General features: G+C 68.6%; 22 protein-coding genes. 13 read left to right on the top strand and 9 right to left on the bottom strand.

The window, feature by feature from the left end:
• Position 1 precedes the first annotated feature (1 nt).
• Positions 2–1,387 (bottom strand): MATE family efflux transporter, encoded by a 1,386-nt coding sequence (locus tag I6J77_RS02285; RefSeq protein ID WP_204110414.1) that lies wholly within the window; start codon positions 1,385–1,387, stop codon positions 2–4.
• Between the two features lie 107 nt (positions 1,388–1,494).
• Here I6J77_RS02285 and I6J77_RS02280 point away from each other — a divergent pair, with 107 nt between their 5' ends.
• Entirely contained in the window at positions 1,495–2,655 is a 1,161-nt protein-coding gene (locus tag I6J77_RS02280; RefSeq protein WP_204110413.1) for a DUF3667 domain-containing protein, read from the top strand.
• A 387-nt stretch (positions 2,656–3,042) separates the two neighbouring features.
• The gene (locus tag I6J77_RS02275) at positions 3,043–5,217 is read left to right on the top strand and encodes a primosomal protein N' (RefSeq protein ID WP_204110412.1); all 2,175 of its coding nucleotides are present in this window, start codon (positions 3,043–3,045) and stop codon (positions 5,215–5,217) included.
• Positions 5,218–5,233: 16 nt separating this feature from the next.
• Here the strand turns inward: I6J77_RS02275 and tatC are convergent, their stop codons facing one another.
• Genes tatC through I6J77_RS02255 form a run of 4 tightly spaced genes read right to left on the bottom strand, consistent with a single transcriptional unit; the run spans position 5,234 to position 7,435 of the window.
• Positions 5,234–5,992: a twin-arginine translocase subunit TatC gene (gene tatC, locus I6J77_RS02270; protein WP_204110411.1), complete on the bottom strand. Its 759-nt coding sequence runs from the start codon at positions 5,990–5,992 to the stop codon at positions 5,234–5,236.
• The gene (gene tatB, locus I6J77_RS02265) at positions 5,979–6,428 is read right to left on the bottom strand and encodes a Sec-independent protein translocase protein TatB (RefSeq protein WP_204110410.1); all 450 of its coding nucleotides are present in this window, start codon (positions 6,426–6,428) and stop codon (positions 5,979–5,981) included. The genes tatC and tatB overlap by 14 nt, the downstream gene beginning before the upstream one ends.
• 17 nt (positions 6,429–6,445) lie before the next feature.
• Positions 6,446–6,685, bottom strand: coding sequence for a twin-arginine translocase TatA/TatE family subunit (gene tatA / locus I6J77_RS02260; protein WP_204110409.1), 240 nt, complete (start codon positions 6,683–6,685; stop codon positions 6,446–6,448).
• Positions 6,686–6,745: 60 nt separating this feature from the next.
• Positions 6,746–7,435, bottom strand: a complete 690-nt coding sequence (locus tag I6J77_RS02255; RefSeq protein ID WP_056717094.1) for a lipid-binding SYLF domain-containing protein — start codon at positions 7,433–7,435, stop codon at positions 6,746–6,748.
• Between the two features lie 132 nt (positions 7,436–7,567).
• Between I6J77_RS02255 and hemH the strand changes: the two genes are divergently transcribed.
• The gene (gene hemH / locus I6J77_RS02250) at positions 7,568–8,704 is read left to right on the top strand and encodes a ferrochelatase (RefSeq protein WP_204110408.1); all 1,137 of its coding nucleotides are present in this window, start codon (positions 7,568–7,570) and stop codon (positions 8,702–8,704) included.
• Positions 8,697–9,527 (top strand): alpha/beta fold hydrolase, encoded by an 831-nt coding sequence (locus I6J77_RS02245; RefSeq protein WP_204110407.1) that lies wholly within the window; start codon positions 8,697–8,699, stop codon positions 9,525–9,527. Before hemH ends, I6J77_RS02245 begins: the two co-directional genes overlap by 8 nt.
• Positions 9,528–9,559: 32 nt before the next feature.
• On the opposite strand, the gene I6J77_RS02240 is transcribed toward I6J77_RS02245, so the two are convergent.
• Entirely contained in the window at positions 9,560–11,281 is a 1,722-nt protein-coding gene (locus tag I6J77_RS02240; RefSeq protein WP_204110406.1) for a Zn-dependent hydrolase, read from the bottom strand.
• 141 nt (positions 11,282–11,422) lie between these two features.
• Here I6J77_RS02240 and I6J77_RS02235 point away from each other — a divergent pair, with 141 nt between their 5' ends.
• The 4 genes from I6J77_RS02235 to I6J77_RS02220 all read left to right on the top strand — a co-directional run bounded on the left by I6J77_RS02235 (position 11,423) and on the right by I6J77_RS02220 (position 15,726).
• Positions 11,423–12,760, top strand: a complete 1,338-nt coding sequence (locus I6J77_RS02235; RefSeq protein WP_239309150.1) for a TCR/Tet family MFS transporter — start codon at positions 11,423–11,425, stop codon at positions 12,758–12,760.
• Positions 12,757–13,263 carry a DUF1993 family protein gene (locus I6J77_RS02230; RefSeq protein ID WP_056717098.1) on the top strand — a complete coding sequence of 169 codons (507 nt, stop codon included), beginning with the start codon at positions 12,757–12,759 and terminating at the stop codon, positions 13,261–13,263. The genes I6J77_RS02235 and I6J77_RS02230 overlap by 4 nt, the downstream gene beginning before the upstream one ends.
• A gap of 87 nt (positions 13,264–13,350) precedes the next feature.
• Entirely contained in the window at positions 13,351–14,994 is a 1,644-nt protein-coding gene (locus tag I6J77_RS02225) for an NAD(P)/FAD-dependent oxidoreductase (protein WP_204110405.1), read from the top strand.
• 78 nt (positions 14,995–15,072) lie between these two features.
• The gene (locus I6J77_RS02220) at positions 15,073–15,726 is read left to right on the top strand and encodes a DsbA family oxidoreductase (RefSeq protein ID WP_204110404.1); all 654 of its coding nucleotides are present in this window, start codon (positions 15,073–15,075) and stop codon (positions 15,724–15,726) included.
• A 9-nt stretch (positions 15,727–15,735) separates the two neighbouring features.
• On the opposite strand, the gene I6J77_RS02215 is transcribed toward I6J77_RS02220, so the two are convergent.
• The gene (locus tag I6J77_RS02215; protein ID WP_204110403.1) at positions 15,736–18,687 is read right to left on the bottom strand and encodes an EAL domain-containing protein; all 2,952 of its coding nucleotides are present in this window, start codon (positions 18,685–18,687) and stop codon (positions 15,736–15,738) included.
• 217 nt (positions 18,688–18,904) lie between these two features.
• On the opposite strand from I6J77_RS02215, the gene dinG reads away from it, so the two are divergent.
• The 5 genes from dinG (at position 18,905) to I6J77_RS02190 (ending at position 23,061) form a co-directional block, all read left to right on the top strand.
• A complete protein-coding gene (dinG, locus tag I6J77_RS02210; protein WP_204110402.1) occupies positions 18,905–21,022 on the top strand; it encodes an ATP-dependent DNA helicase DinG in 2,118 nt (705 codons plus the stop codon).
• Positions 21,019–21,579, top strand: coding sequence for a HutD family protein (locus tag I6J77_RS02205; protein ID WP_204110401.1), 561 nt, complete (start codon positions 21,019–21,021; stop codon positions 21,577–21,579). Before dinG ends, I6J77_RS02205 begins: the two co-directional genes overlap by 4 nt.
• An 82-nt stretch (positions 21,580–21,661) precedes the next feature.
• Positions 21,662–21,859, top strand: coding sequence for a hypothetical protein (locus I6J77_RS02200; RefSeq protein ID WP_056717104.1), 198 nt, complete (start codon positions 21,662–21,664; stop codon positions 21,857–21,859).
• Positions 21,860–21,871: 12 nt separating this feature from the next.
• Positions 21,872–22,465, top strand: a complete 594-nt coding sequence (locus I6J77_RS02195) for a DUF938 domain-containing protein (protein WP_204110400.1) — start codon at positions 21,872–21,874, stop codon at positions 22,463–22,465.
• Positions 22,466–22,659: 194 nt separating this feature from the next.
• Complete coding sequence (locus I6J77_RS02190; protein WP_204110399.1) at positions 22,660–23,061, top strand: YchJ family protein; 402 nt, start codon at positions 22,660–22,662, stop codon at positions 23,059–23,061.
• Between the two features lie 3 nt (positions 23,062–23,064).
• Here I6J77_RS02190 and ligB read toward each other — a convergent pair whose 3' ends face one another.
• Together ligB and I6J77_RS02180 are read right to left on the bottom strand one after the other, a co-directional pair.
• A complete protein-coding gene (ligB, locus tag I6J77_RS02185) occupies positions 23,065–24,753 on the bottom strand; it encodes an NAD-dependent DNA ligase LigB (RefSeq protein WP_204110398.1) in 1,689 nt (562 codons plus the stop codon).
• Between the two features lie 107 nt (positions 24,754–24,860).
• Positions 24,861–25,634, bottom strand: coding sequence for an NRDE family protein (locus tag I6J77_RS02180; protein WP_204111371.1), 774 nt, complete (start codon positions 25,632–25,634; stop codon positions 24,861–24,863).
• Between the last annotated feature and the right edge of the window lie 154 nt (positions 25,635–25,788).

Raw genomic sequence — 25,788 nt, 5'->3', positions numbered from 1 at the left:
GTCAGGCCGCTGCCGTGATCGACCGGTGGCGGCGCCAGCGCTGTTTCCAGGCGCTGCGCCAGAAGCGGGTGAACAGCATCACCGCGGCCACCGACAGGCCGGCGATCAGGCCGATCCACATGCCCCGCGCGCCCATGCCGTGGTGGAACGCCAGCCACCAGCCCACCGGCATGCCGACCACCCAGTACGCGAACAGGGTGATCGCCATCGGCACGCGGGTGTCCTTGAGGCCGCGCAGCGCGCCATTGGCGGCCACCTGGATGCCGTCGGAAAACTGGAACACGCCGGCCAGCATGATCAGTTGCGCGGCCAGCATGATCACCTTCGGATCGCGCGTGTACAGCGTGGCGATGAAATGGGGCAGGCCCAGCATGAAGCCGGCCGAAACCAGCTGGGTCACCAGGGTCAGGCCAATCCCGCAGAAGCCCGCGTAGCGCACGCCCTGCTCGTCGCCGCGCCCTACCGCATTGCCCACCCGCACGGTGATCGCCATCGCCAGTCCCAGCGGGATCATGAAGAAGAACGAGGCGATGTTGATCGCGATCTGGTGGCTGGCGATCACCGACTCGCCCAGCGTGGCGATGATCAGCGCGGTGGCCACGAACAGCCCGGCCTCGGCCAGCAGGGTCACCGTCATCGGCAGGCCGATGTGCAGCAGTTGGCCGATCCGGCGCAGGTCCGGCCATTCGAAACGCTCGAACAGCCCCAGCCCGCGGTAGTTGCGGCGGAAGACCACGTAGATGCCGAACGCCAGCATCTCCAGCCACAGCACGATCGCGGTGGCCACGCCGCAGCCGTGCGCACCCTGCGGCCGGATGCCCAGCTTGCCGAACATCAGCACGTAGCCCAGCGGGATCAGCAGGACCAGCCCGCCGAGGCTGAAATACATCGACGGCCGGGTCAGCGACAGCCCTTCGGACAGGCCGCGCAGCGCGAAGTAACAGGTCAGCGCCGGCGCGCCCCAGCTGATCGCCAGCAGGAAGCGCTGCACGTCGTGGCGCAGGCTCGGCGTCACCCCGATGAAATCGATCAGCGGTTCCGCGTGGCGCACCGCGAACCACAGCAGCACGCCCATGCCCAGCGCCATCCACAGCGCCTGGTGGAACACCGCGCCCACCTCCGGCCGGCGCCCGGCGCCATCGAGCTGGGCCACCGACGGTGGCACCGCCATCATCATGCCGATGCCGCTGACGATCGCCAGCGACCAGATGTTCGCGCCCACCGCCACCGCGCCCAGCACGTGTTCGTTGACGTGGCCGGCCAGCACCGTGTCGATCACGTTGCTGCCGATCGCCGCCAGCTGGGCAGCGATCAACGGCAGCGCAAGACGCACCGTGGCGCGCACCTCGTGCTGCAGACGGGCACGTTCGGGACGGAAGGGTTTCATCGACACAGCAGACTCCAGAGCCGGCCATTCTACCTGAGCCATTCGTCACGGCCGCCGCCCGGGCAACCTGTGCGACTATTCCCCGCTGCGACGAACTACGGACTGCCATGAAGCAGCTCACCAGCTACGAAGGACTGCATTGCGCCAACTGCGGCGCCCCGATGCAGGGCGAGTTCTGCCACGAGTGCGGGCAGTCGATCCACAGCGTGCTCAAGCCGATGCACCACATGTTCGAGGAGACCGTGGAGACGGTGCTGCACATCGACGGTCGCATCGTGCACACGCTGCCGCCACTGCTGCTGAAGCCGGGGTTCCTCACGCTGGAATATTTCGGCGGCCGGCGGGTGCGCTACATCGCGCCGTTCCGGCTGATGTTCGTGCTGTGCCTGTTGTCGTTCTTCGTGTTTCACCTGGCGATCGACCAGTTTGCCGCCAGGATCGCCGTGGACGACCGACCCGTGGTGACGGTGACCGGGGATACCTTCAAGGACGCCGACACCCCGAAGGAAGTCCGCAAGGTACTGAAGAGCCAGCTCCAGACCCTGCCGCACATCGCCGCGTATGGCGTGCTGCCGCAACACCAGCTCGAACTGGCCGCCGAGAACATGCGGCAGCAGGCGAACAAGCGCCTGGCCGAACTTGGCGCCGCACCGATGCCGGCCGCCTCCGTCGCCGCGAACCTCCAGGCCGTGACCCGGGACAGCGAGACGACGGAGCCTGACTCCGGGCAGGTCCACATCAGCTGGCTGCCGGAGATCGCCAACGCCAGACTGGCCCGGCTGGGCCACCAGATCCACGTCAACTGGCGCACGTTCAAGGATGGCGACCCCGCCGCCCGCGCCGATGCGAAGCAACGGATGATCAACGGCGTCTTCGGCACGCTGCCGGCGACCATGTTCGTGCTGATCCCGGTATTCGCCGGCCTGCTCAAGCTGTTCTACGTGTTTCGCCGGCGGCTGTACATGGAGCATCTGATCGTGGCCCTGCACAGTCATGCCTTCATGTTCCTCGGCCTGCTGCTGATCACCCTCACCGGCATGCTGTCGACCTGGCTGCGTCCGCACGCGGCCTGGACCGGCTACGTGCTGGGCTGGGTGCAGGCCCTGCTGATACTGTGGATCCCCACCTACCTGCTGATCATGCAGAAACGGGTCTACCACCAGGGCTGGCCGATGACCGTGGTGAAATTCTGGTTCATCGGCTGGTTCTACTTCTGGTTGCTGATGTTCGCGCTGACGATCGCGGCGGCCTTGGGCATGGCTCACTGAGCCCGTTTTTCGATGGCTCCGCCAGCGGTTTTGCACAGCATCAACTGACTGTCAAGGCACTGCTCACGGGTTTGTCAATTGTGTGAACCATGCCCGAACGCATTTTGCATGTGCTTGATTGAAAACAATTTTTCTACGTGACCAAAACGTCGTCAAGCCGTCATGAAGGGCGCCACCACGCCCTTTGCGGCCTGCCCTCCCCGTTGCATCCACAGACTTATCCACAGCCGCTGTGGATAAGCGTAAAACCCTCCCCGGGATAGCCACTTACCCCCGACTCCTCGATAGACGGGAAGCAAGTTCACGCAACTCCGGGCGAGCGGCCGCACATGGCGTGGCAAGCCGGACGAGGCCGGCGGTTACACTGGCCCGCCCATGAGGTCGCCCATGCCCGCCGTCCTGCGCATCGCCCTGCCGGTGCCCCTGCCTACCCTGTTCGATTACCTGCCACCGGCCGCGGGAGAGGCTGGCGTGGGCAGCCGGGTGCTGGTGCCGTTCGGCCGCGGCAAGCGCGTCGGCGTCGTGGTGGCGATCGAGCCCGCCGCCGCGGTCGAGGGCGGCCGGCTGAAGCAGGTAACCCGTCTGCTGGACGACGAGCCCCTGCTCGACGCCGAACTGATGCAGACCCTGGCCTGGGCCGCCGACTACTGGCTCGGCGCGCCGGGCGAGGCCTATGGCAATGCGCTGCCGCTGCCCCTGCGCGAGGCGAAGCCGCTGCCACCGATCGGCGATGAATACTGGGCGCTTGCCGCGGCCGGCCACCAGGCCCACGAGGCCGGCAACCGACGCGGCGGCAGCAAGGCCTTCCTGGCCCTGCTCGCCACGGGAGCGTTGAGCGCGCAGGAACTGACCGAACGCCTGCCCGGCTGGCGCGAAGCGGCCCGGCGGCTGGCCGCGGCCGGCCTGCTCGAACGCAGCGAACGGCCGCCAGCAGATCACCGTCCGCCAGCATCGCCGGCACCGCAACTCAACGAGGAGCAGCAGCAGGCGGTGGCCACGGTGGGCGCCAGCCTCGGCAGCTTCCAGCCCTTCCTGCTCGACGGCGTCACCGGCAGCGGCAAGACCGAGGTCTACCTGGCGCTGATCGAACAGGTGCTGGCACAGGGCAAGCAGGCCCTGCTGCTGGTGCCGGAAATCGGCCTGGCGCCGCAGACCGTGCGGCGCCTGCGCCAGCGGCTCGGCGTGCTGATCGAAGTGCTGCATTCGAACCTGTCCGAGGGCGATCGCGCCCGCGCCTGGCTGCGGGCACGCGCCGGCACGGCGCGGGTGATCCTGGGCACCCGTTCGGCGATCTTCACCCCGCTGCCGCAGGCCGGGCTGATCATCGTCGACGAGGAACACGACGGCTCCTACAAGCAGCAGGACGGCTTCCGCTACCACGCCCGCGACCTGGCCGTGGTGCGCGCCCGGGCGCTGGGCGTGCCGGTGCTGCTGGGCTCGGGCACGCCATCGCTGGAATCGCTGGCCAACGCCGAGGCCGGTCGCTATCGCACCCTGCACCTGCGTGCACGCCCCGGCGCGATCCGGCCGCCCCAGGTGCAGATCATCGACATGCGGGCGCAGCGGCTGGAGCACGGCATGTCGCCCGCCCTGCTGGCCGCGGTGGCGGACACGGTGGGGCGCGGCGAACAGGCGCTGGTGTTCCGCAACCGCCGCGGCTACGCGCCGGTGTTGTTGTGCCACGCCTGCGGCTGGCACGCCGACTGTCCCCGCTGCGAGCGGCCGCTGACCCTGCACGCGGGTCGGCGCCAGTTGATCTGCCACCACTGCGATTATCGCCAGCGCCTGCCCGCCGCCTGTCCCACCTGCGGCGCCGGCGATCTCAAGCCGCAGGGCCAGGGCACCGAACGGCTGGAGGAGGCGCTGGTCACGCTGTTTCCGCAGGTGCCGGTGCTGCGCGTCGATCGCGAGACCACCCGGCGCCGGGACGCCTTCGAGCAATTGCTGGAAACGCTGGCCGACGACCAGCCGGCGATCCTGGTCGGCACCCAGATGCTGGCCAAGGGCCACGACCTGCCCAACCTCACCCTGGTTGCCATCGTCGGTGTCGACGAAGGCCTGCACAGCATCGACTTCCGCGCGGGCGAACGGCTGGCCCAGCTGGTGGTGCAGGTGGCCGGCCGCGCCGGCCGCGCCAGCAAGCCCGGCCGCGTGGTATTGCAGACCCACCAGCCGGCACACCCGCTGCTGCGCAGCCTGCTGGCGCAAGGCTATGCGGCGGCGGCGCGCGAACTGCTGGCCGAACGCCGGCTGATCCAGTTGCCGCCATACAGCCACCAGGTGCTGCTGCGTGCCGAGTCGGTGCGGCGCGAGGACGTGGACGGCTTCCTCGCCGCCGCACGCGCGGCCTTGCCGCAGGACGATTCATTGCAGATCGCCGGCCCGATGCCCGCGCCGATGCCGCTGCGCGCCGGCCGTCATCGCGCCCAGCTGCTGCTGGAAGCCGCCAGCCGGCGCAGCCTGCACGGCATGCTGCGCTCGTGGCAGCTGGCGCTGGCCAGGCTTCCGCTGGCGCGCAAGCTGCGCTGGTCGCTGGATGTCGATCCGATCGATTTGTACTGACGCCGTTGGCGCGCGATCAGCTGCCGGCCGGACTCGGCTTCACCGGCTTGACCAGCCAGCGCACCGCCAGCACACCCAGCTCGTAGAGCAGGCACATCGGCACCGCCAGCATGATCATCGAGGTGATGTCTGGCGGGGTGATGAAGGCGGCGATCGCGAACGCGCCCACGATCGCGTAGCGACGCCCGCTGCGCAGCTTGTCCACGTCCACGATGCCCACCGCGGCCAGCACCACCACGGCCACCGGCACTTCGAAGCACAGCCCGAAGGCGAAGAACATCAGCATCACGAAGTCGAGGTAGTGGGTGATGTCGGTCATCATCTCCACGCCCTGCGGAGTCACCGCGGTGAGGAACCGGAACGCCGCCGGCAGCACCAGGAAATAGGCGAACGCGCAGCCGACGTAGAACAGCACCAGCGCCGCGGCCAGCAGCGGGCGGGCCAGGCGTTTCTCGTGCTTGTACAGCCCGGGGCTGACGAAGGCCCACAGCTGGTACAGGATCATCGGCATGCTGATGAACAGCGACGCGTAGAACGCCAGCTTCAGCGGCGTGACGAACGGGCTGGCCACCTCGGTGGCGATCAGGTGTGCGCCCTGCGGCAGGCGCGCCACCAGCGGTGCGGCCAGTTCGGTGTACAGGCGGTTGGCAAACGGCACCAGCGCCAGCAGCACCAGCAGCACCGTGGCGCAGGCCTTGAGCAGGCGCGTGCGCAGCTCCAGCAGGTGCGAGAACAGGCCTTGCTGCAGGTCGATGTCGGGCTCAGGCGTGGCCATGCGGCGGCTCCGCGGGAGACTTCACCGGGGCGAACAGGTCGCCGGTACGGTCGTCGGACCCGGCATCATCGGCGGCGGTGGCGGGCGCTGACGGCGTCTCCGCCAGCGGCAGCATGACCGGGGGTTCCTCGCCCGCCTCGACCGCCGTCGCGGCAGGTGGCGGAGTCTCGTTGCCCACCTCGCGGACCTTCTGCACGGCCGCATCCAGTTCGGCCTGCGCCGCCTCGGCGCGGGCGGCCGCCTCGCGCGCGGTGCGCCTGATTTCCTCGATCTGCAATTCGCGCTCCACTTCGGCGCGCACGTTGTCCCAGCCACTGCGCATGCGGCGCAGCAGCGCACCGGCGGTGCGCGCCGCGCCCGGCAGCTTTTCCGGGCCGAGCACGATCAGCGCGATGAGCGCCAGCAGCACCAGCTTGCCGAAGCTGATCTCGATCATCGCCGCAACCCGCCGGCTTACTTCGGATCGCTGGAGTCGCGCTGACTCTGCGTGGTCTGGCCAGCGGACGACGCGGGCGGATCGGCGCGCAGGCGCTCGGCGTCTTCCTTGCGCTTGGCTTCTTCCTCGTCGCCGTTCAGGCCCTTCTTGAAGTCGCGCATGGCACTACCGAGATCGGAGCCGATGTTGCGCAGCTTGCCGGTGCCAAAGATCACTACGACCACGACCAGCAGGATGATCAGGTGCCAGATGCTCATGTATTACCTCGAAAACGGATCGAACCGGAAACGCCAGCCCGCACGGGCCGGCATTCCGCATCAGCGCGAAGTGTACTCTTCGAGGCGGTCGCGGAAGTCCACCACGGGCGTGGGCACGTTGCTGACGCCGCCCTCGAAGATGCGCCGCGGAGTCACGCCGGCGCCATACACGGCAGCGTTCGCATCATAGTCGATGCGCAGCGCCGAACCGTCGAGTGCGACACCGGCGAACAGGCCCCGGCTGCGCGAGTACGAATAGATCTCGGCCTTCAGCTGGGCATCGGTGGAGGCGCTGGCGGTGCGACCCACCGGACCGGCCGCGGCCGACGCGTCCGCGCCGAGGGTGAACTTGCCGTTGACGATCGAATCCACCCCACGCTGGGTGCGGAACACCAGGATCACGTCGGTGGAGGACACGCCGGCCTGGAAACCCACGCTGCCGCCGGTCATGGTGATGAAGCTGGGATTGGACCAGGTGCCGTCCGGACTCTTCACCGAGATCAGCCCTTCGCCACGGCGACCGCCGAAGATGAAACCGGCTTTGATCATGTCCGGGATCACCGCGATGGCCCGCGCATTGCGCAACAGGTCCTGCGGAATCGCCTTGTCCGGCGCCTGCATGATGTCGTTCATCACGCGCACCGCGTTGCTGGCGCGCACCAGCGGCGGATCCTCGGCGTGCGCGGCCATTGCAGGCAGCAACAGGGCCATGCCGATCAGCAGCAGTCGTCGCATTGATTTGTTCAACATGGGCAGCTCCGCTTCGGTTCGGGGTCGGTTTCGGCTGGAATCGGGGGATACGTGTCGAACCCGGCCCCGACGCAAGGTGGGGGTGGCGGGCTTGTGGCAGACTCACTGATCGACGTCGTCACGATCACCACCATGCCATTTCGCAACAACTATACCGGCCTTGCCGGCTATTCCCATGACCCGGATGTTCAGCCCGTTCAGGCTGGCGTCCTGCTGGTCAACCTGGGCACGCCGACCGCGCCGACGGCCCGCGCGGTGCGCCCCTACCTGGCGGAGTTCCTCGCCGACCCGCGGGTGATCGAGTATCCGCGCTGGCTGTGGTGGCTGATCCTGCACGGGGTGATCCTGCGCCTGCGGCCCAAACGCTCGGCGCATGCGTACGCCAGAATCTGGGACAGCCGCGGCTCGCCGCTGCGTTTCGGCAGCGAGGCGCTGGCCACGGCGCTGCAAACGGAAATCGCCCGGCAACGGCCACAGGCGCCGGTGAAGGTGGCGCTGGCGATGCGCTATGGCGAGCCTTCGGTGCGCCAAGCGATCGAACAGCTGCAGCGCGAAGGCGTGCGCCGGCTGCTGGTGCTGCCGCTGTACCCGCAGTATTCGGGCACCTCCACCGGCTCGGTGCTCGACGCAGTCGCCGACACCATCAAGCAGCTGCGCTGGCCACCGGAACTGCGCATCGTCAACGACTACCACGACGACACTGCGCACATCGAGGCGCTGGCGCGGAGCATCGAACGCTGGTGGGCCGCGAACGGCCGCGGCGACAGGCTGCTGCTGTCGTTCCACGGCATTCCCGAGCGCTACCTGCACGAAGGCGACCCGTATTTCTGCCAGTGCCACGCCACCGCGCGGCTGTTGCGCGAGCGCTTGCAGCTGGACCAGCAACAGCTGGTGGTGAGCTTCCAGTCGCGGGTCGGTCGCGAACGCTGGCTGCATCCGTACACCGACGCCACCGTGCGCCGGCTCGCCGCCGAGGGCGTGCGCAAGCTCGACGTGGCCTGTCCGGGCTTCGCGGTGGATTGCCTGGAGACGCTGGAAGAGATCGCCATGCAGAACCGCGACTTCTTCATCGGCGCCGGCGGCGAAGCGCTGCGCTACATCCCCGCGCTCAACGACAGTCCGGACCAGGTCGACAGCCTCGCCGCGCTGGTGCTGCGGCACACCCAGGGCTGGCCCGAGTTCGCCGCCGACTACGATGCCGCCGCGCACCGGCAACAACGCATCCAGGCGGGGCAGCGGGCAACAGCCGTCCGCGCCGGCCATGAGTGAGTTCGTCACGATCGACCTGCCGCCGTGCTCGCTGCGCGCGCAGCGCTGGGGCGACGCCGCGCTGCCGCCCTTGCTGGCCCTGCATGGCTGGCTCGACAACGCCGGCAGCTTTGCGCGGCTGGCGCCCCTGCTGGCGGAACACCATCATGTGATCGCGCTGGAGCTGCCCGGCCACGGCCATTCCGATCACCTGCCCGCCGGCAGCCATTACCACTTCCTCGACTACGTGCGCGACGTGCTGGCTGCCGCGGATGCGCTGCAGCTTGCGCGCTACACCCTGCTCGGGCATTCGCTGGGCGCCGGCGTCGCCGCGCTGGTGGCCAGCGCGCGGCCGCAGCGGATCGAGCGGCTGTTGCTGATCGAGGGACTGGGCCCGCTCGGCGACGATGGCTCGCACACCCTGCAGCGCTTTCGCGACGCACTGGCGCCGCGCAGCGACAAGCCCCTGCGGGTGTTCCACAGCATCGAACAGGCGGTCGAGGCACGCAGCATGGTCAGCGGCCTGGCCACCGAACTGGCCCGTCCCATCGTCGAACGGGGGCTGCTCGAAACCGGCGGCGGCTGGCGCTGGCGCAGCGATCCACGGTTGACCCGATCGAGCGCCAGCCGACTGGCCGAATCGCAGGTGCATGCCCTGCTGCGCGGCATCACCGCACCCACCGCCTTGCTGCTGGCGCAGCCGGCCACCTCGTACCTGCCCGACGCGATGATGCAGGCGCGCGCCGCCTGCGTGGCGGACATCACCGTGACGCACATGGACGGTGGCCATCACCTGCATCTGGAACACCCGCAGGCGGTTGCCGACTGGATCGCCGCCGCGTAGGGCGGGCACTGCCCGCCCTGCGTCCTCATGCATCAGGGCTGCTTGAGGCCCAGCACGTCCAGCCCCTGCTCGAAACGGATGTCGACCGGGATGTGCGCCTGGTCGAGTCGCTTCAGGTCGCCGGCGAGCCCGGCGTCGACGTTGCCCATCTGCTCGGTGAGCTGTTTCGCGGCTTCGTAATCGCCGTCGCCCTGGATGGTGAGCAGCTTCGCCGACAGCGCGTTCATCGCCGCGGTCATCTTGTCGAAGTCGACGCGGTAGCGACCGCTGGCTTCGTCGCGGCTGAACGCGCCCTGCTGCTTGAAGAAGTTGAAGCGCACCATGTTCGCCTTGGCGTGCGCGTCGCTGGCGCCGAAGCGCACCGAGCGCAGGATGCCGGCGAGGAAGGTGACGTAGTTGTCCATCAGCTTCGACTTGTCCAGCTCGCCCTTGGCGGCCAGCTTGCTGACCATGTACAGGCCGAGGATGTCGGCCTTGCCTTCCTCGAAGCTGGAGGCCTGGTCCTTCAGCGCCTTGCGCACGGTGACCTTGCTGTCGAGCCCGCTCTTGTCCAGAACGTTCTTGATGCCGAGGCCGTGCGCCACTTCGTGGAACATGGTGTTCTGGAAGAACGCATCGAAGGTGAGGTTCTTCTGCTGGTCGTCGGCGATCAGTTCCTTGCCGATCGGCAGCATGATCTTGTCGAACTTCGCCTGCATCACGTTTTCCAGCTGCAGGCGGCGCGTGCCCTTCTTCAGCTGCACCTGCTCGTCGTTGGGCAGGTTGATCGCGATGGTCTTGGCGCCGACGTTGGCGTCGCCGCCGTAGTAGATCGCGAAGTAGGCGTTGAGGTCGGCGTCGGAGCCGGGCTTCTCGGCCTTGTACTTGTCGGCCACCGGCAGGCCGCGCTGCAGTTCGGGCAGGTACTTGGCGAAGCGCGCAAGTTTCGCGCTCCAGGCCTGGTCCTTGACCAGCACATAGGATTCGTAGCTGGCCTTGTAGCCGAACAGCTGGTCCTCGTAGGTCTCGATCGGGCCGATCACGATGTCGACCGGGTTGCTCTTCATGTCCATCCAGGCGAAGTCGCTGGCCTGGTAGTCGTCGCTGAGCAGCGCGTCGGCGCGCATCGTGAGGTACTTGCGGAAACCCGCATCTTTCGCCAGTTTCGCGGCTTCGCGCAGCAGGCCGGCGGTCTTTTCCAGTTCGGCCTTGTACGCCTCGTGGTAGGGCACGCTGATCAGCTGGCCCTTGTCGTCGCGGCGCAGCAAGGTGTACAGCCCGGTCTTGTCCTTCAGCGGCGACTGCTCGAACTGCTCCTTCGTCATGTCGGCTGGGTAGAACTGCGCGCCGGCCGGACGCGGGCCGATGCCGTCGACGAAGGGCTTGTCGTTGTCCAGCCGGTCCCACGGGCCGTAGTTGATCTCGGCGAACTCGCGCACCGACGGGTCGCCGATCTGCGCCAGCAGCGCGTCCTTGTCGCCCCAGCCCTGCTTCCAGTACAGCGCGTTCATGCTGTCCGCGGCCTCGACCAGCAAGGCAATCATCTGCTGCTGTTGCGCATCGAACTTCGACAGGTCGGCAGTGAGCTTCACCGTGGCGTAGTCGGCCAGGTGTTTGCGCACGGCCGCGGCGGACTCGACGGCATCCGGCGCCGTGGCGGCGGGCGCGGGAGCCAGCTCCTCCTTCGACACCGGCGCCTGCGCCGGCGCGTCCTGGTGGGAAGAGCAGCCGGCGAGCGCCAGCAGCAGACAGACGGGAAGCAGACGTCGAACCATGAGGGCAGTCCTGGCAGGAGAATGCTCCATGGTATCGCGCCGATGCCGCGGCGATACCTGACCGGATGCACATGCCGCGGTGCCCCGCTTCAGCTATCGTCGCAGTCCCTCCGCCTCGCCACGCCCATGGACCAGTCGCCGATGCCTGTCGCTCCGCGCCATCGCGCCGCGCTGGCCTTCATCTACGTCACCGTGCTGCTGGACATGCTGGCGTTCGGCATCATCATCCCGGTGCTGCCGCACCTGATCGAGCAGCTGGCCGGCGGCGGCATCGCCCGGGCGGCGTGGTGGGTGGGCATCTTCAGCACGGTGTTCGCGATCGTGCAGTTCGTGTTCTCGCCGGTGCAGGGCGCGCTGTCCGATCGGTTCGGGCGGCGGCCGGTGATCCTGATCTCCAACCTCGGCCTGGCCGTGGACTTCGTGGTGCTGGCGCTGGCGCCTACGCTGTGGATGCTGTTCGCGGCGCGCATCCTGCTGGGCATGACCGCAGCCAGCTTCAGCACGGCCAATGCCTACATCGCCGACATCGTGCCGAAGGAAAAGCGCGCGGCCGCGTTCGGCATCCTCGGCAGCGCATTCGGCCTGGGCTTCATCATCGGCCCGGGCCTGGGCGGTTTCCTGGGCAGCATCGCGCTGCGCCTGCCGTTCTGGGTGGCCGCGGGACTGGCGCTGTGCAACTTCCTGTATGGCTGTTTCGTCCTGCCCGAATCACTGCCGAAGGAACGCCGCACGGCCCGACTCGAATTGCACAGCGCGCATCCGTTCGGCTCGCTGAAACTGCTGCGCCGCCAGCCGCAGGTACTCGGCCTGGCAGTGGTGCTGTTCATGGTCTATCTCGCTCATTACGTGCTGCAGACGGTGTTCGTGCTGTACGCGGATTACCGCTACCACTGGGGTCCGCAGGCGGTCGGCTACGTGCTGATGCTGGTCGGCGGCTGCGACGGTTTCGTGCAGGCAGTGCTCACCGGCAAGCTGGCGCCGCGCTTCGGCGAGCGTCGCGTGCTGCTGGCCGGCATGCTGTTCGGCGTCGGTGCGTTCCTGGTGATGGGCGTGGCCAACGTGGGCTGGGCGTTCCTGTTCGGCATCCCGCTGCTGGCGCTGTGGGGGCTGGCGATGCCGCCGATCCAGTCGATCATGACGCAGCAGGTCGATCCGTCCGAGCAGGGCCGGCTGCAGGGCGCGATCGGCAGCCTGGGCAGTTTCGCGGGCATCTTCGGGCCGTATCTGTTTGCACAGATTTTCGCGTTGTCGATCGCGCCGGGTTCGCCCGTCCATCTGCCAGGCGCCGCGTTCGTGCTTTCGGCCGTGCTGATGCTGGTCGGCCTGGTGGTCGCGGCGCGGGTCACCCGAAACCTGCCCGCCGTCGCCGCACCGCAACCCGACGAGGCCGCGCCCGTCGTGCTCACCGGCGATCTGCCCGCGCTGGCCATCAACCCCTTGCCCGAATCACTTCACGAACCGCAGGAGAGTCACCCATGACGCTGTCCATGTACCAAGCCTCCGTCCCCGTTTTCACCCGCGCGCTGACCAACCTCACGCATGTGCTGAAGAAAGGTGCCGAACACGCGAAATCGAAGAACGTCAGCGACGAGGTGCTGCTGCAGACGCGACTGATCCCCGACATGCTGCCGCTGATCAAGCAGATCCAGATCGCCTGCGACATGGCCGCCCGTGGCGCCGCCCGTCTGGCCGGCGTCGAACCCCAATCGTTCGAGGACAACGAGACCACGCTGGAACAGGCGTACGGCCGCATCGAACGCGCGATCGAATACATCAAGAGCTTCACGCCGGAACAGATCGACGGCAGCGAGAACCGCACCGTCGTGATGAAGATGCGCACCGGCGAGATGACCTTCGCGGGCCAGGCCTACCTGTTCGGCTTCACCATCCCCAACCTGTTCTTCCACTGCACCACCGCGTACAACATCCTGCGCGAGGCCGGCACCGACATCGGCAAAACCGACTTCATCGGCCAGGCCTGATCGCCGCGCGCCGCCGCGATCTTCGCGGCGGCGCGATATCTGCGAAAATCGTCGCATGCAACTGATGCCTTCACGGAACGCTGGACCATGCTGCGACTGAGCGACCTCAAGCTGCCCCTCGATCACGACGAGGCCGAACTGGCGGCGGCGATCCGCAAGCGCCTGCACCTCGCGGCGGCCGACATCCGCAGCTACGCCGTGGCGCGGCGCGGTCATGACGCGCGCAAGCGCGGCGCGATCGCGCTGATCTATGCGGTGGACATCGACACGCCGCGCGAAGCCGAGCTGCTGCAGCGCTACGCCGACGATCCGCACGTGCAACCGACGCCAGACACCGACTACCGCTTCGTGGCGAAGGCGCCCGCGCAACTGGCCCATCGTCCCCTGGTGATCGGCTTCGGCCCCTGCGGGCTGTTCGTGGGACTGGTCCTGGCCCAGATGGGCTTTCGCCCGATCATCCTCGACCGGGGCAAGGCCGTGCGCGAGCGCACCAGGGACACCTGGGACCTGTGGCGCAAGCGCGAGCTGCATCCGGAGTCCAACGTGCAGTTCGGCGAGGGCGGCGCCGGCACGTTTTCCGACGGCAAGCTGTACAGCCAGATCCGCGATCCGCAGCACCATGGCCGCAAGGTGCTGACCGAGTTCGTCAAGGCCGGCGCGCCGGAGGAAATCCTCTACGTCAGCAAGCCGCACATCGGCACCTTCCGGCTGGTGTCGATGGTGGAGAACATGCGCGAGACGATCGAGTCGCTGGGCGGCGAGATCCGCTTCAGCCAGCGCGTGGACGACCTGCTGATCGACACCGACGCGGACGGCGAACGCCGCGTGCGCGGCGTCACCCTGGCCAGCGGCGAGCAGATCCGCTCCGACCACGTGGTGCTGGCGCTGGGCCACAGCGCACGCGACACTTTCGAGATGCTGCACGCCCGCGGCGTCTATCTCGAGGCGAAGCCGTTCTCGATCGGCTTCCGCATCGAACATCCGCAATCGGTGATCGATCGCGCCCGCTTCGGCCCGCAAGCCGGCCATCCCATTCTTGGTGCGGCCGACTACAAGCTGGTGCATCACTGCAAGGGCAGCCACGCGGGCAACGGCCGCTCGGTGTACAGCTTCTGCATGTGCCCCGGCGGCACCGTGGTGGCGGCCACCAGCGAACCGGGCCGCGTGGTCACCAACGGCATGAGCCAGTATTCGCGCAACGAGCGCAACGCGAACGCGGCGGTGGTGGTCGGCATCGAGCCGTCGGACTTTGCCGCGTTCGATCCCGCCGGCGGCCCGCTGGCCGGCATCGCGCTGCAACGCGCGCTGGAAAGCCACGCCTATGCGCTGGGTGGCGAAAATTACAGCGCGCCGGCGCAGCTGGTCGGCGATTTCCTCGCCGGCCGCGCCTCGCGCGAGTTCGGCGAGGTGCAGCCGTCGTACAAGCCCGGCGTGATGCTTGGCAGCCTGGACAGCGCCCTGCCCGACTACGCCCTCGCCGCGATCCGCGAAGCGCTGCCCGCATTCGAACGGCAGGTCCGCGGCTACGCGATGCCCGATGCGATCCTCACCGGCGTGGAGACGCGCACCTCCTCGCCCGTGCGCATCAAGCGCGACGACAGCCTGCAAAGCCTCAACACCCGCGGCCTGTATCCCGCCGGCGAAGGCGCGGGTTACGCCGGCGGCATCCTCTCCGCCGCGGTGGACGGGATCAGGATCGCCGAGGCGGTGGCCTTGAGCATGACCCGGTGAACACCGACCCTCGTCACCATTGAACAGCTGCGCAGCGCCCCAATTCTGGAGGGTCCGATCCCTGTTCGAAGGCCTGCCATGACCACCCCCGCCGCCCTCCGCATCGACTTCGTCTCCGACGTTTCCTGCCCGTGGTGCGCGGTGGGACTGGCTTCGCTGCAGCAGGCGCTGGCCAGGGTCGACGGCGAGATCAGCGCCGAGATCCACTTCCAGCCGTTCGAGCTGAATCCGCAGATGGCAGCCGCAGGCGAGGATTCCACCGAGCACCTGGTGCGCAAGTACGGCAGCAGCGCCGAGCAGATCGACGCCAACCGCGCGGCGATCCGCGAGCGTGGCGCGGCGCTGGGCTTCACCTTCAACATGGATCGGCGCAGCCGCGTCTACAACACCTTCGATGCGCACCGGCTGCTGCACTGGGCCGGGCTGGAAGGTCGCCAGCTGACGCTGAAGCAGATCCTGCTGCGCGCGTACTTCACCGATGGCGAGGACGTCAGCGCGCACGACACCTTGCAGCGCCTGGCCATCGAGGCGGGACTGGACGGTGAGCGCGCACGGCAGATCCTGGCCGGCGACGAGTACGCCGACGACGTCCGCGAGCAGGAACGGTTCTTCACCTCGCGCGGCATCCATTCGGTGCCGGCCACCATCGTCAACGGCCAGCACCTGATTTCCGGTGGCCAGCCGCCAGAGGCGTTCGAGCAGGCCTTGCGGCAGATTGCTGTGGGCGAGTAGGCCGCGGACTCAGGCCGCACCACCGATGGCCGCCGATGGCCGGGCGATCGGTGCGGGGCGGCCGAGCAGGTAGCCCTGGCCCATCTCGCAACCCATCGCGATCAGCGCGCCGCGCTGGATCGGCGTCTCGATGCCCTCGGCGATCACCTGGATGTTCAGCGCCCGCGCCAGCGCCAGGATCGCGGCGACCACCGTGGTGCCCGAGGTGTTCGCGCCCTTGTCCAGCTCGTGCACGAAGGCGCGGTCGATCTTCAGGATGCGCAGCGGCAGCGAATGCAGGTAGCTCAGCGACGAATAGCCGGTGCCGAAGTCGTCCAGCGCGGCGCCGACGCCGATCAACCGCAGGCGGTCCAGCGTGGCCCGCACGTGTTCGGGATTGTCCAGCAGGGCGCCCTCGGTGACTTCCACCACCAGCCGCGACGGCGGCAGCCCGGTGGTTTCCAGCAGCTGCACCAGGCGGCGATCGAAATCGGCGTGGCGCAGGTGCAGGGCCGACACGTTGATGGTCATGAACGCCTCGCCGTCGCCATGGCGCAGCAGTTCCCGGCAGCTCAGTTCGAACATGCGCCAGTCGATCGCCTCGACCAGGCCGCTGTCCTCGGCGATCTTCAGGAAATCGCCGGGAACCAGCACGCCGCGCCGGGGATGGTTCCAGCGGATCAGCGCCTCGTAGCCGAGCACGCGGTCACTCCCGTCCAGCGCGCAGATCGGCTGGAAGTACGGCTCGAACTGGTCGTGCTGCAAGGCCTGGCGCAACTCGCCTTCCATCGCCAGCACGTCGACCACGTTCTTGGCCAGGGTCTCGTCGAACATCGCGAAGCGCTTGCGGCCAAGTTCCTTGGCGCGATACAGCGCGATGTCCGCATCGCGCAGCATCTCGTCGGCGGTGGCGTAGTGGTCGTCGCCCATCGCGATGCCGACGCTGGCGGTCACCTGCAGCTCCTTGCCGGCCACCAGCATCGGTGGGCCCAGCGCATCCAGCACGCGCTGCGCTACCGTGGTGGCCGCTGGCGGCAGCTCTTCCTGTTCCAGCAGGATCGCGAATTCATCACCGGCCAGCCGCGCCACCAGGTCGGGATGGCGCACGCAGGCGGCGAGGCGGTTCGCCACTTCCTTCAGCACTTCGTCGCCGGCAAGGTGGCCGAGGCTGTCGTTGATGATCTTGAAGCGGTCGACGTCCAGGTACAGCAGCGCGCAGCACTGGTCCGGGTGGTGCCGCATCGTGGCGAGTACACGATCGATGCGGTCGCGCAGGTAGCTGCGATTGGGCAGGCCGGTCAGCGAATCGTGCATGACCTGATGGCGCAGCTGGTCCTGCATGCGCTCGCGCTCGATGATTTCCTTGCGCAGCGCCAGCGTGCGTTCCTCCACCCGCTGCTCCAGCTCGCCGTAGGCGCGCCGCAATGTCTCGGCCGAGCGCCGACGGCTCAGGCTGTTGGCGATCTGCGATGCGGCAAAACTCAGCAATTCCTGGTCGGCCGCCCCGTACACCACGTCGGGCCGGTAGCTCTGCACGGTGACCAGGCCGATCACCTCGTCACCGACGACCAGCGGCACGCCCAGCCAGCACATCGCCGGCGAGCCCATGCGGCCGGGCGCGATCTCGCCCTGTCGTTCGAGCTCCTCGATCTGCGCATTGTCCAGCCGCAACTCGGTACCCTGGCGCAGCACGTACTCGCTAAGGCCGCGGCCCAGCGGACGCTCGGCCGGCGGCGCCAGCACGGCGTCCACCGAGTAGGGAAAGGTCAGCTTCTGGCGATCGTCGGAAAGCAGCGCGATGAAGAAGTTCTCCGCATTCAGCAGCTCGCCCACCACGCCGTGCACGCGTCGGTAGAAGGCGTCCTGATCGATGTCGGCGGTGGCCATCTCGGCGATCCGGAACAGCGCTGCCTGCAGATGCTCGGCGCGCTGCCGTTCGATCACTTCCATCTGCAGGCCGCGATTGGCCTCGGCCAGCTGCACGGTGCGTTGCTGCACCTGGCGTTCGAGTTCGTCCTTGCCCTGCTTGCGCTCCAGCGCGGTGAGGATGTGGCTGCCGACGAACTGCAGCAGGGCGAGATCTTCCTCGCTGAAGCCGATGTTCTGCTGGTAGCTCTGCACCACCAGCGCGCCGCCGACATGACCGTCGCGCAGCATCGGCACGCCGAGCCAGTCGTGGCTGTCCGGTCCGATCACGGCCACCGGGCCCGGCGCTTGGTTGCGCAGCTCCTCCGCGTCGCCCATCCGCGCATTGCCGTCGCGCATCACGTACCAGGTCAGCGTGTGCTCGATCGCACTCATCGGCATGTCTTGGCCGTCGCCGGGGATGGCGGGGTCCATGACATCGACGTAGTAGAGGAAGCGCACCGTGTTTTCGCCCGCGTTGCGCGTCACGATGAACATGTTTTCCGCGTACATCAGCGTGCTGACGATGGCATGGATGCCACGCAGCATGTCCGGCATGTCGCGTTCGGAGCCGGCCAGGTCGGAGATCGCGAACAGCGCGCGCTGCAGGTTCTCCGAGCGCTCCAGCTGTTCGTGCGAATCGCGCAGTTCCACCCATTCCAGCGCCCGCTGCAGCAGTTGCCCGGCGAGCGTCAGCGGCTCCTGCAACGCCTCGAACAGGCCGGACGCCGGGTGCGCCGTGCGCACCACCAGCAGCACGGGTTCGGGCTGCTCGCACAGCCGCACGGCGGCGCGGCGACCGTCGGCATGCCACAGCGGCTGCGAGCTGGCGCGCGCGGCATCGAGCCAGGGCGCGTCGGCTGCCGCCACCAGCCCCGGGCTGTGCTGCTGCACGTACTCCAGGGCACCGCTGCCCCACAGGACTTCGGCCGCCAGGCAATCCGGATGCGCCCTGACCAGGCCGGCCACGCCGGTGGCCACTTCCTCCGGGGTATGCGCGATGATCAGCCGAGCCAGCCAGCTCAGCTGCTGCGCTCCCTCGTACGATGCCGAGCCGACCGCGCCCGCCTGCTTCATCGTTGAAGACTCCCCCTGTCCCGGGCCTGCCAACGCCGGTTGGTCAGGATACCGCTTCGCACCGACGCGGCAAGACCTCGCCAGACAGGACCGAGCCTGCCTGCATGGGGCGGAACACGCAATACCGATAGACTGTGCCTTTGTACCGGTCATCCGCGCCGGCCGTCGATCCTGCCGACGCCCAGCCGCGACCGCGCCACAGGTTGCCGATTCGTCCATGCTTGCCGACACCACCAAAGACGCCATCCGCGCCGCCTACGCGCGCCTGAAGGACGGCCTGCCCGGTTTCCGGGCGCGCGCCTCGCAGGGAAAGATGATCGCCGAAGTGGCCAAGGCCTTCGGCCAGACCGGCGGCGTGGCGGTGATCGAGGCGCCCACCGGCACCGGCAAGTCGATGGCCTACCTGATCGCCGGCGTCGAGGTGGCGCGCGCGCAGAAGAAGAAGCTGCTGATCGCCACCGCCACGGTGGCGCTGCAGGAGCAATTGGTGCAACGGGACATCCCGCTGTACCTGCAGCTCAACGGCATCGAGGCCAAGGTGGCGCTGGCCAAGGGCCGTGGTCGCTACCTGTGCCCGCGCAACCTGCTGATGGCCGCCAACAGCATCCACGACGCGCAGATGGGCCTGGCCGGCTTCGAATCGGACCTGATGCTGTGGGCGAAGCCGCCACAGGCGCGCGACAAGCAGTCGCTGGCGAAGCTGCGCGTGGCGTTCGACCACAACGAGTGGAACGGCGACATGGACAGCGCGCCCGAACCGGTCAGCGACCTGCTGCGGCCGATGATCACCACCAGCGCCGGAGGCTGCACCGGACGCAAGTGCGGGCAGTTCATGAACTGCCCGTTCTTCGCCGCGCGCCGCGCGGTCGACGACGCCGAGATCATCGTGGCCAACCAGGATCTGGTGCTGGCCGACCTGACCATGCCGGGCGAAGGCGGCGCCGAGGGCGTGCAGGGCTGGGGTGGCGTGATCCTGCCGCGGCCGGACGAAACGCTGTACATCTTCGACGAAGGCCACCACGTGCCGGGCAAGGCGATCGACCGCGGCGCCGCCGAGGTCTACATGACCGCCACCGTGCGCCAGCTGAGCCGGCTCGGCCGGCAGGTGCACGCGGCCTATTCGCTGACCGACAAGGAACGCCTGGGCAAGCTCGGCCTCGACCAGGGCGACGAGAAACTGCAGGAACTCAGCAACACGCTGGAGGAACTGGAGAAGGAAATCCGCCTGGCCTGGCTGCCCGATCCGGCCGAGAACGAACCGATGTACCGGGGCTCGCTGGGGCAGTTGCCCGAGCCGTGGGTGGAACACGCCCGCATGCTCGACCTGCTCACCGGCGAGGTGCAGCGCTGGCTGGCTGCGGTGCGTCGCGCCGTGGTCGAGATGACCGATGGCGGGCCGACCCAGGAAGCCTTGTCGCGCGAGCTGGGCCTGGCGCTGGAGCGCATCGGCAAGCAGGCCGCGTGCTGGCGTGCATGGTCCAGTGAGGACTCCGACAACACCCCGCCCATGGCGCGCTGGGTCACGCTTGGCGCGGACCAGCAGCTGGTCTGCCACGCCTCGGCGGTGTCCGCCGCGGGCCTGCTGCGCAACGTGCTGTGGGACAACGCCAGCGGCGTGGTGATGACCTCGGCCACGTTGAGCGCGGGCGGCAACTTCCGCGGCTTCGCCGACGCCGTCGGCCTGCCCAACGACGCGGTGACCTTGAGCCTGCCCTCGCCGTTCGACCTTGCCGCACAGGCCCGGCTGGAAGTCCCGGCGATGCGCACCCTGCCCGACGCACGCGAGGCGCACGCCGAGGAAATCAGCGAGTGGCTAGCCGACAACCTCGACTGGGATGCCGGCAACCTGGTGCTGTTCACCTCGCGCCAGAAACTCGACCGCGTGCTGCAGAAACTGCCGATCGCCCAGGTGCGCAAGGTGCGCGCCCAGGGTTCGCTGGGCAAGTCGCAACTGGTCGCCGAGCACTGCGCCGACATCGAGGCGGGCAAGGGCAGCACGCTGTTCGGGCTGGCCTCGTTCGGCGAGGGCCTCGATCTTCCGGGCAAGTTCTGCGAGACGGTGGTGATCACCCAGTTGCCGTTCGCGGTGCCCACCGATCCGGTCGGCGCCACCTACGCCGAGTGGCTGGAGTCGCGCGGGCGCAATCCGTTCATCGAGGTCAGCATCCCCGAAGCCACGCGACTGCTCACGCAATATTGCGGCCGCCTGATCCGCAACGAGACCGACCACGGCCGCATCGTGCTGCTGGACCGCCGCGTGGTCACCAAGCGCTACGGCGCCGGCATGCTGCGCGCGCTGCCGCCGTTCGAGCGCGTCATCGAGAGAACCGCATGATCATCCGCCTCGCCGATTGCCCGTCGCAGCCGTGGAAGAACGGCCTGGGTCGCACCCGCGAAATAGCCGTCCATCCGGCGCTGGCCCACGGCGACGATTTCGACTGGCGGGTCAGCATCGCCGAGGTCGACAGCGCGGCGCCGTTCTCGCTTTTCCCGGGCATCGACCGGCAGATCGCCCTGCTCGACGGCGCCGGCTTCACGATGACGCTGGACGATGGCCGCATCCATGCGCTGACCACGCCGTTCGCCCCGTTCGCCTTTCCCGGCGAAGCGAAGGTCACCGTGGCCCTGGCCGGCGGCCCTACCCGCGACTTCAACCTGATGCTGCGCCGCGCCCGGGTGCGTGGCGAGGTGCAGGCCTGGACGGAAGCCGGCACGCGCATGATGGCCGCCGGCACCGCCCTGGTGTTCTGTGCCCGCGGCGCGATCGATACCGCCGACGGGCGGCTGCAGGCCGGCGACGCCTGGCGCCCCGATGCGGCCGCCGCGGTCGGGATCACCCTGCATGACGCCACCGTGGCCCTGGTCGTCCGGGTCGAGGCCGTGGCCGGCTGACGGCGGGGTGCCGAGAGTCACCTGTGGCCGCCGTTTTGGCTGCGCTAGAATCTCCGGCATCCCCAACCGCGAGGAACGACCGATGGCTGGTTTCCTGCTCTGGCTGTTGCTGCTGGTGTTCTGCTGGCCGCTGGCGTTGCTCGCGCTGGTGCTCTATCCGATCGTGTGGCTGGTGCTTCTGCCGTTCCGGCTGGTCGGCATCACCGTCGGCGCGGTGTTCGCCTTCCTCCACGCGCTGCTGATGCTGCCGGCGCGGGTGCTGCGCGGCCATCCGGCCTGAATCGATCGCGGCGTGGAAAAACCCCGCTCGCCGGCCTGCCAGCGCAACCGCGAACCGATCCTCGACGTGCTGCGCGAGCAGTTCGCCGATCGTCGCCACGTGCTGGAGATCGGCAGCGGCACCGGTGAGCACGCCGTGCACTTTGCCGCGGCACTGCCGCAGCTGACCGGGCAAAGCTCCGACCGCCGCGAAAACCTGCCCGGCATCCGCGCCTGGCTGGACGATGCACGACTGCCGAACACGCCGGCACCGCTGGAATTCGACGTCGGCGGTGACTGGCCGGCCGGACCGTTCGACGCGGTGTTCAGCGCCAACACCTTGCACATCATGCGCTGGGACGAAGTGCAGCAGCTGTTTGCGCGACTGCCCACGATCCTCGCCAGCGATGCCGTGGTGGTCATCTACGGCCCGTTCAACCACGACGGCCGCTACAGCAGCCAGAGCAATGCCGCGTTCGACGTCTGGTTGAAGGAACGCGGCGAACACATGGCGATCCGCGATGCGGAAGCGGTCGATGCATTGGCGAACCAGGCCGGCCTGCAGCTGGTTGCCGACATCGCGATGCCGGCGAACAACCGCTGTCGGGTGTGGCATCGCCGCGGCTGAGAGGTTGTGAGTTTTTCAACCTCTCAGTCCGGCCACGAGGGCCGGGCATGAAGCAGTCACGCAAGTGACTGTTTCATGTGAGCGAGTCCGGACATGCGCCGGACTCGCGATAGAAGAAAACCACAAGAAGTGGTTTTCTTCACAGGCGTTGAGGCCCGCCTGCACGAATCCGCCGAACCGGGTACAAAGGCGGCATGAAGTCCATCGATACGTTGACCCCATGTCCCTGCGGCAACCCGGCCGGCTACGCCGCCTGCTGCGGATCGCTGCATGACGGCGGCACCGCCACCAGCGCCGAGCAGTTGATGCGCTCGCGCTACAGCGCCTACGTGCTCAAGCGCGAGGACTACCTGCTGGCCAGCTGGCATCCCGACACCCGGCCGGACACGCTGCGACTGGCGGCGCAGCAACCGCCGCCCAGCTGGCTGGGGCTGGAGGTGCGGCAGGCCAAGCAGATCGATGACGAACATGCCGTGGTCGAGTTCGTGGCCCGCTACCGCCTGGGCGGCGGTCGCGCGCAACGCCAGCACGAGACCAGCCGCTTCGTGCGCGTGGACGGCCGCTGGTATTACCTCGACGGCGAACTGAAGAGCTGACGCTCAGAAGCCCTGCACGCCCGCCGCGTGCAACCGGGCGGCCTGCGTCCGCACGTCCGCGCAATCGAAGAACGCCACCAGCTGGTTCGCCCGTCCGGCACCGATGCCCTCCAGTGCCTGCCAGTCACCGGCCGCGCGGGCGCTCATCGCCTGCCAGTCGGACAGGCCGCTGGCGATGCCCGCGGGCAGGCCGAGCGCACGCAGCCAGTGCGGAAACGGACGATCGCGGGCGGCGGCAAAGGCGCGGGCCAGCACCGCTGCGCGGTCGGCGCCGATCCCGGGCACGGTCGCCAGTTGTGCGGGGGTGAGCCGCATCCAGTCCAGCAAGTCGTGGATCAGGCCGGCGTCGATCAGTGCCTGCCAGGTGTCCTCGCCCACACCATCCAGTTGCAGGCCCTGGCGACCGCCCAGCCAGACCAGCCGCGCACGGAACTGCTGTTGGCAACCCGGACCGGCCTGCCAGCAACTGAGCGGACCATGCCGGGTCGGATCGGGCGGCGTCACCGGCACGCGCTGGCGCGCGCGCCAGACCACCGACTGCAGGCGCGGAATGGTCAGGCCGGCCAGCACCACCTCGACCTGGTCACCGGGACGGATGTCGAGCTCCTGCCAGCGCTTGAGCGAGCCCACGCTGACCCGCTGCACCCGATGATCGTCCAGTTGCACCGGCTCGAGTTCGAGCACCGGGGTGATGCGACCGCTGCGGCCGATCGTGAAGTCCACCGCGCGCACCTGGGCCAGCGCCGACGCCGCCGGGTATTTCCAGGCCACCGCCCACGTCGGCGGCGAGGGCTGCCAGCTCGAGGCCGGCGGGCGATGGCCCTGGCGTACCACCGTGCCGTCGGCGGCGAACGGCATCGCGTGGCGATACCACTGTTCGCGCCAGCGCTGCACCTCGTCCAGTGAGGTGACGGCATGCGTATAGGTCACGCTGTCGGCCAGCCCCATCGCCTGCAGCCCGGCCAGTCGCGCCGGCATGTCTGCCGGACCGCTGGGCCAGTCCCACACGAACAGGCCGATCTGCGCGGCGGTGTCGGCATCCAGCGTGTCGCGCGCCAGCGCGCCGGCGACCGCCGAGCGCGCATTCGCCCCGCCGTCTCCGGCCTGCACGTGACCGGGAAGGCGCCAGTACAGTTCGCCCTGCAACACCACGCGTTTCGGAGCATGCAGCAGCGTCTTCGGGATCGCCGCGATGCGCTGCGCCTTTTCCAGCCAGTCCGAGCCGTGCAGGCCATCGCCGCGACTGGTCGCCTGGCGCAGATGGCCGTCCATGTAAAGCAGGGTCACCGCCACGCCGTCGGCCTTCGGCTGCACCCACAGGTCGTGCCCGCCGCGCTGCTGCATCCACCTCGCCAGGGCCGCCGCGTCGGGCAACTTGGCCAGACCGGTCTGCGCCACCGGCGAGCGTGCCGCGCCGCCGGCGTCGGCAAGCTGCGCCAGCGCCTTTGGCGCCTGCGAAGGAAAGCAGCGCGTCCATTGCGCCAGCCGCTGCTGCGACTGGTCGTAGACGGCGTCGTCGACCGGCGACTGGCCGCTGACCCGATAGGCATGATTCCAGCCATCCAGGCGATCGTGCAGCGCCAGCATCTCCTCGCGTGCCTGCGTCGGCGACCAGCCGGGGCAGTCGGTGGCCTGCGCCGCGCTTGCAGCCAGCACCAGCAACGCGATCATCAACAGCTTCCCTGCACGCATGCTTTGCTCCGCTCCGTGGACGTTGCAGGCAGGCTAGCCGGGCCGCGGCCATGCCGGCAGCCCAGGATGCCGATGGCGCACGTAGGCGCGGGGCTTCTGGCCTGGGTTCAGCCCGGCGACGGGCTGGCGAAGTGCAGCGTCGTCTCGCCCTCGAAGCTTCCCAGCGGGCCGAACCGCCGCTCGACGATCACGCCCTTCCCGTCATGACCGATCGCCACCAGCGTGCTGGCGCGGGTGCCGTAGTGTTCGCCGCGGATGAAGGCCGATGACAGCCAGCGTTCGCGTTCCAGCCCCACCCCGGTATCCGGCAATTGCTCGTCCGGTGCCTGCCGCTCGTCGGCCAGCGCCTCGAACAGGCCACCGAAATCCGCTTCGTCGCCGTTGTCGATCCACGCCTGCAGTCGCCGCATCAGCGCGCGCGTTTTCGGCCACGGCGTGTTGAAGTCGGCATTGGACAGGCCGTGCACGCCCGGCGTCACCGGCTGCATGCGCGGCTCGGGGCGATTGCCCAGGTAGAACGCGGCATGCGGGTCGAACGTCAGCAGGTTGAACGGCCGGTACTGCGCGCCGGCAGTCAGCAGATGCTGCGCGTGGCGTGGCGCATCGACCTTGCCGGCGAGATAGTCGGTGATCAGCAGGCCCCGCGAAGCACCCCGCTGCGGGTCCGCCGGATCACGGACATTGGTCACCACGCCGCAGCGTCCGTCTTCGTTCACCCCCAACCAGGTGCCGCCGGCCTCGCGGTCGCGGCCACCGATGATCGGCAGGTCGTCCCAGCGCGCCAGCGCGAGGCTCGGGCGCGCATGGAATTCGTCGCGGTTGCCGGCCAGCAGCAGGCGCCAGCGCGGGTGGCTTTTCCAGGCGAAAGCGATCAGGCACATCATCGGAATTTACGCCATGCGGGGCGGCGATCTCCAGCGACTCGCCGCCGGTTCGCCCACGGGCCGCCAGCTCGGCGATAATCGGGCCATGCCCATACGCCCTCGCGTCGCCCGTTCATTCGCCCCCCGCCTGCTTGCCGCCCTGCTGGCCTGG

It is taken from the genome of Rhodanobacter sp. FDAARGOS 1247 (assembly GCF_016889805.1).
Taxonomy (GTDB): Bacteria; Pseudomonadota; Gammaproteobacteria; order Xanthomonadales; family Rhodanobacteraceae; genus Rhodanobacter.
The sequence above is the reverse complement of the archived record's forward strand: the minus strand, read 5'-3'. Positions and strand labels throughout refer to the sequence as shown.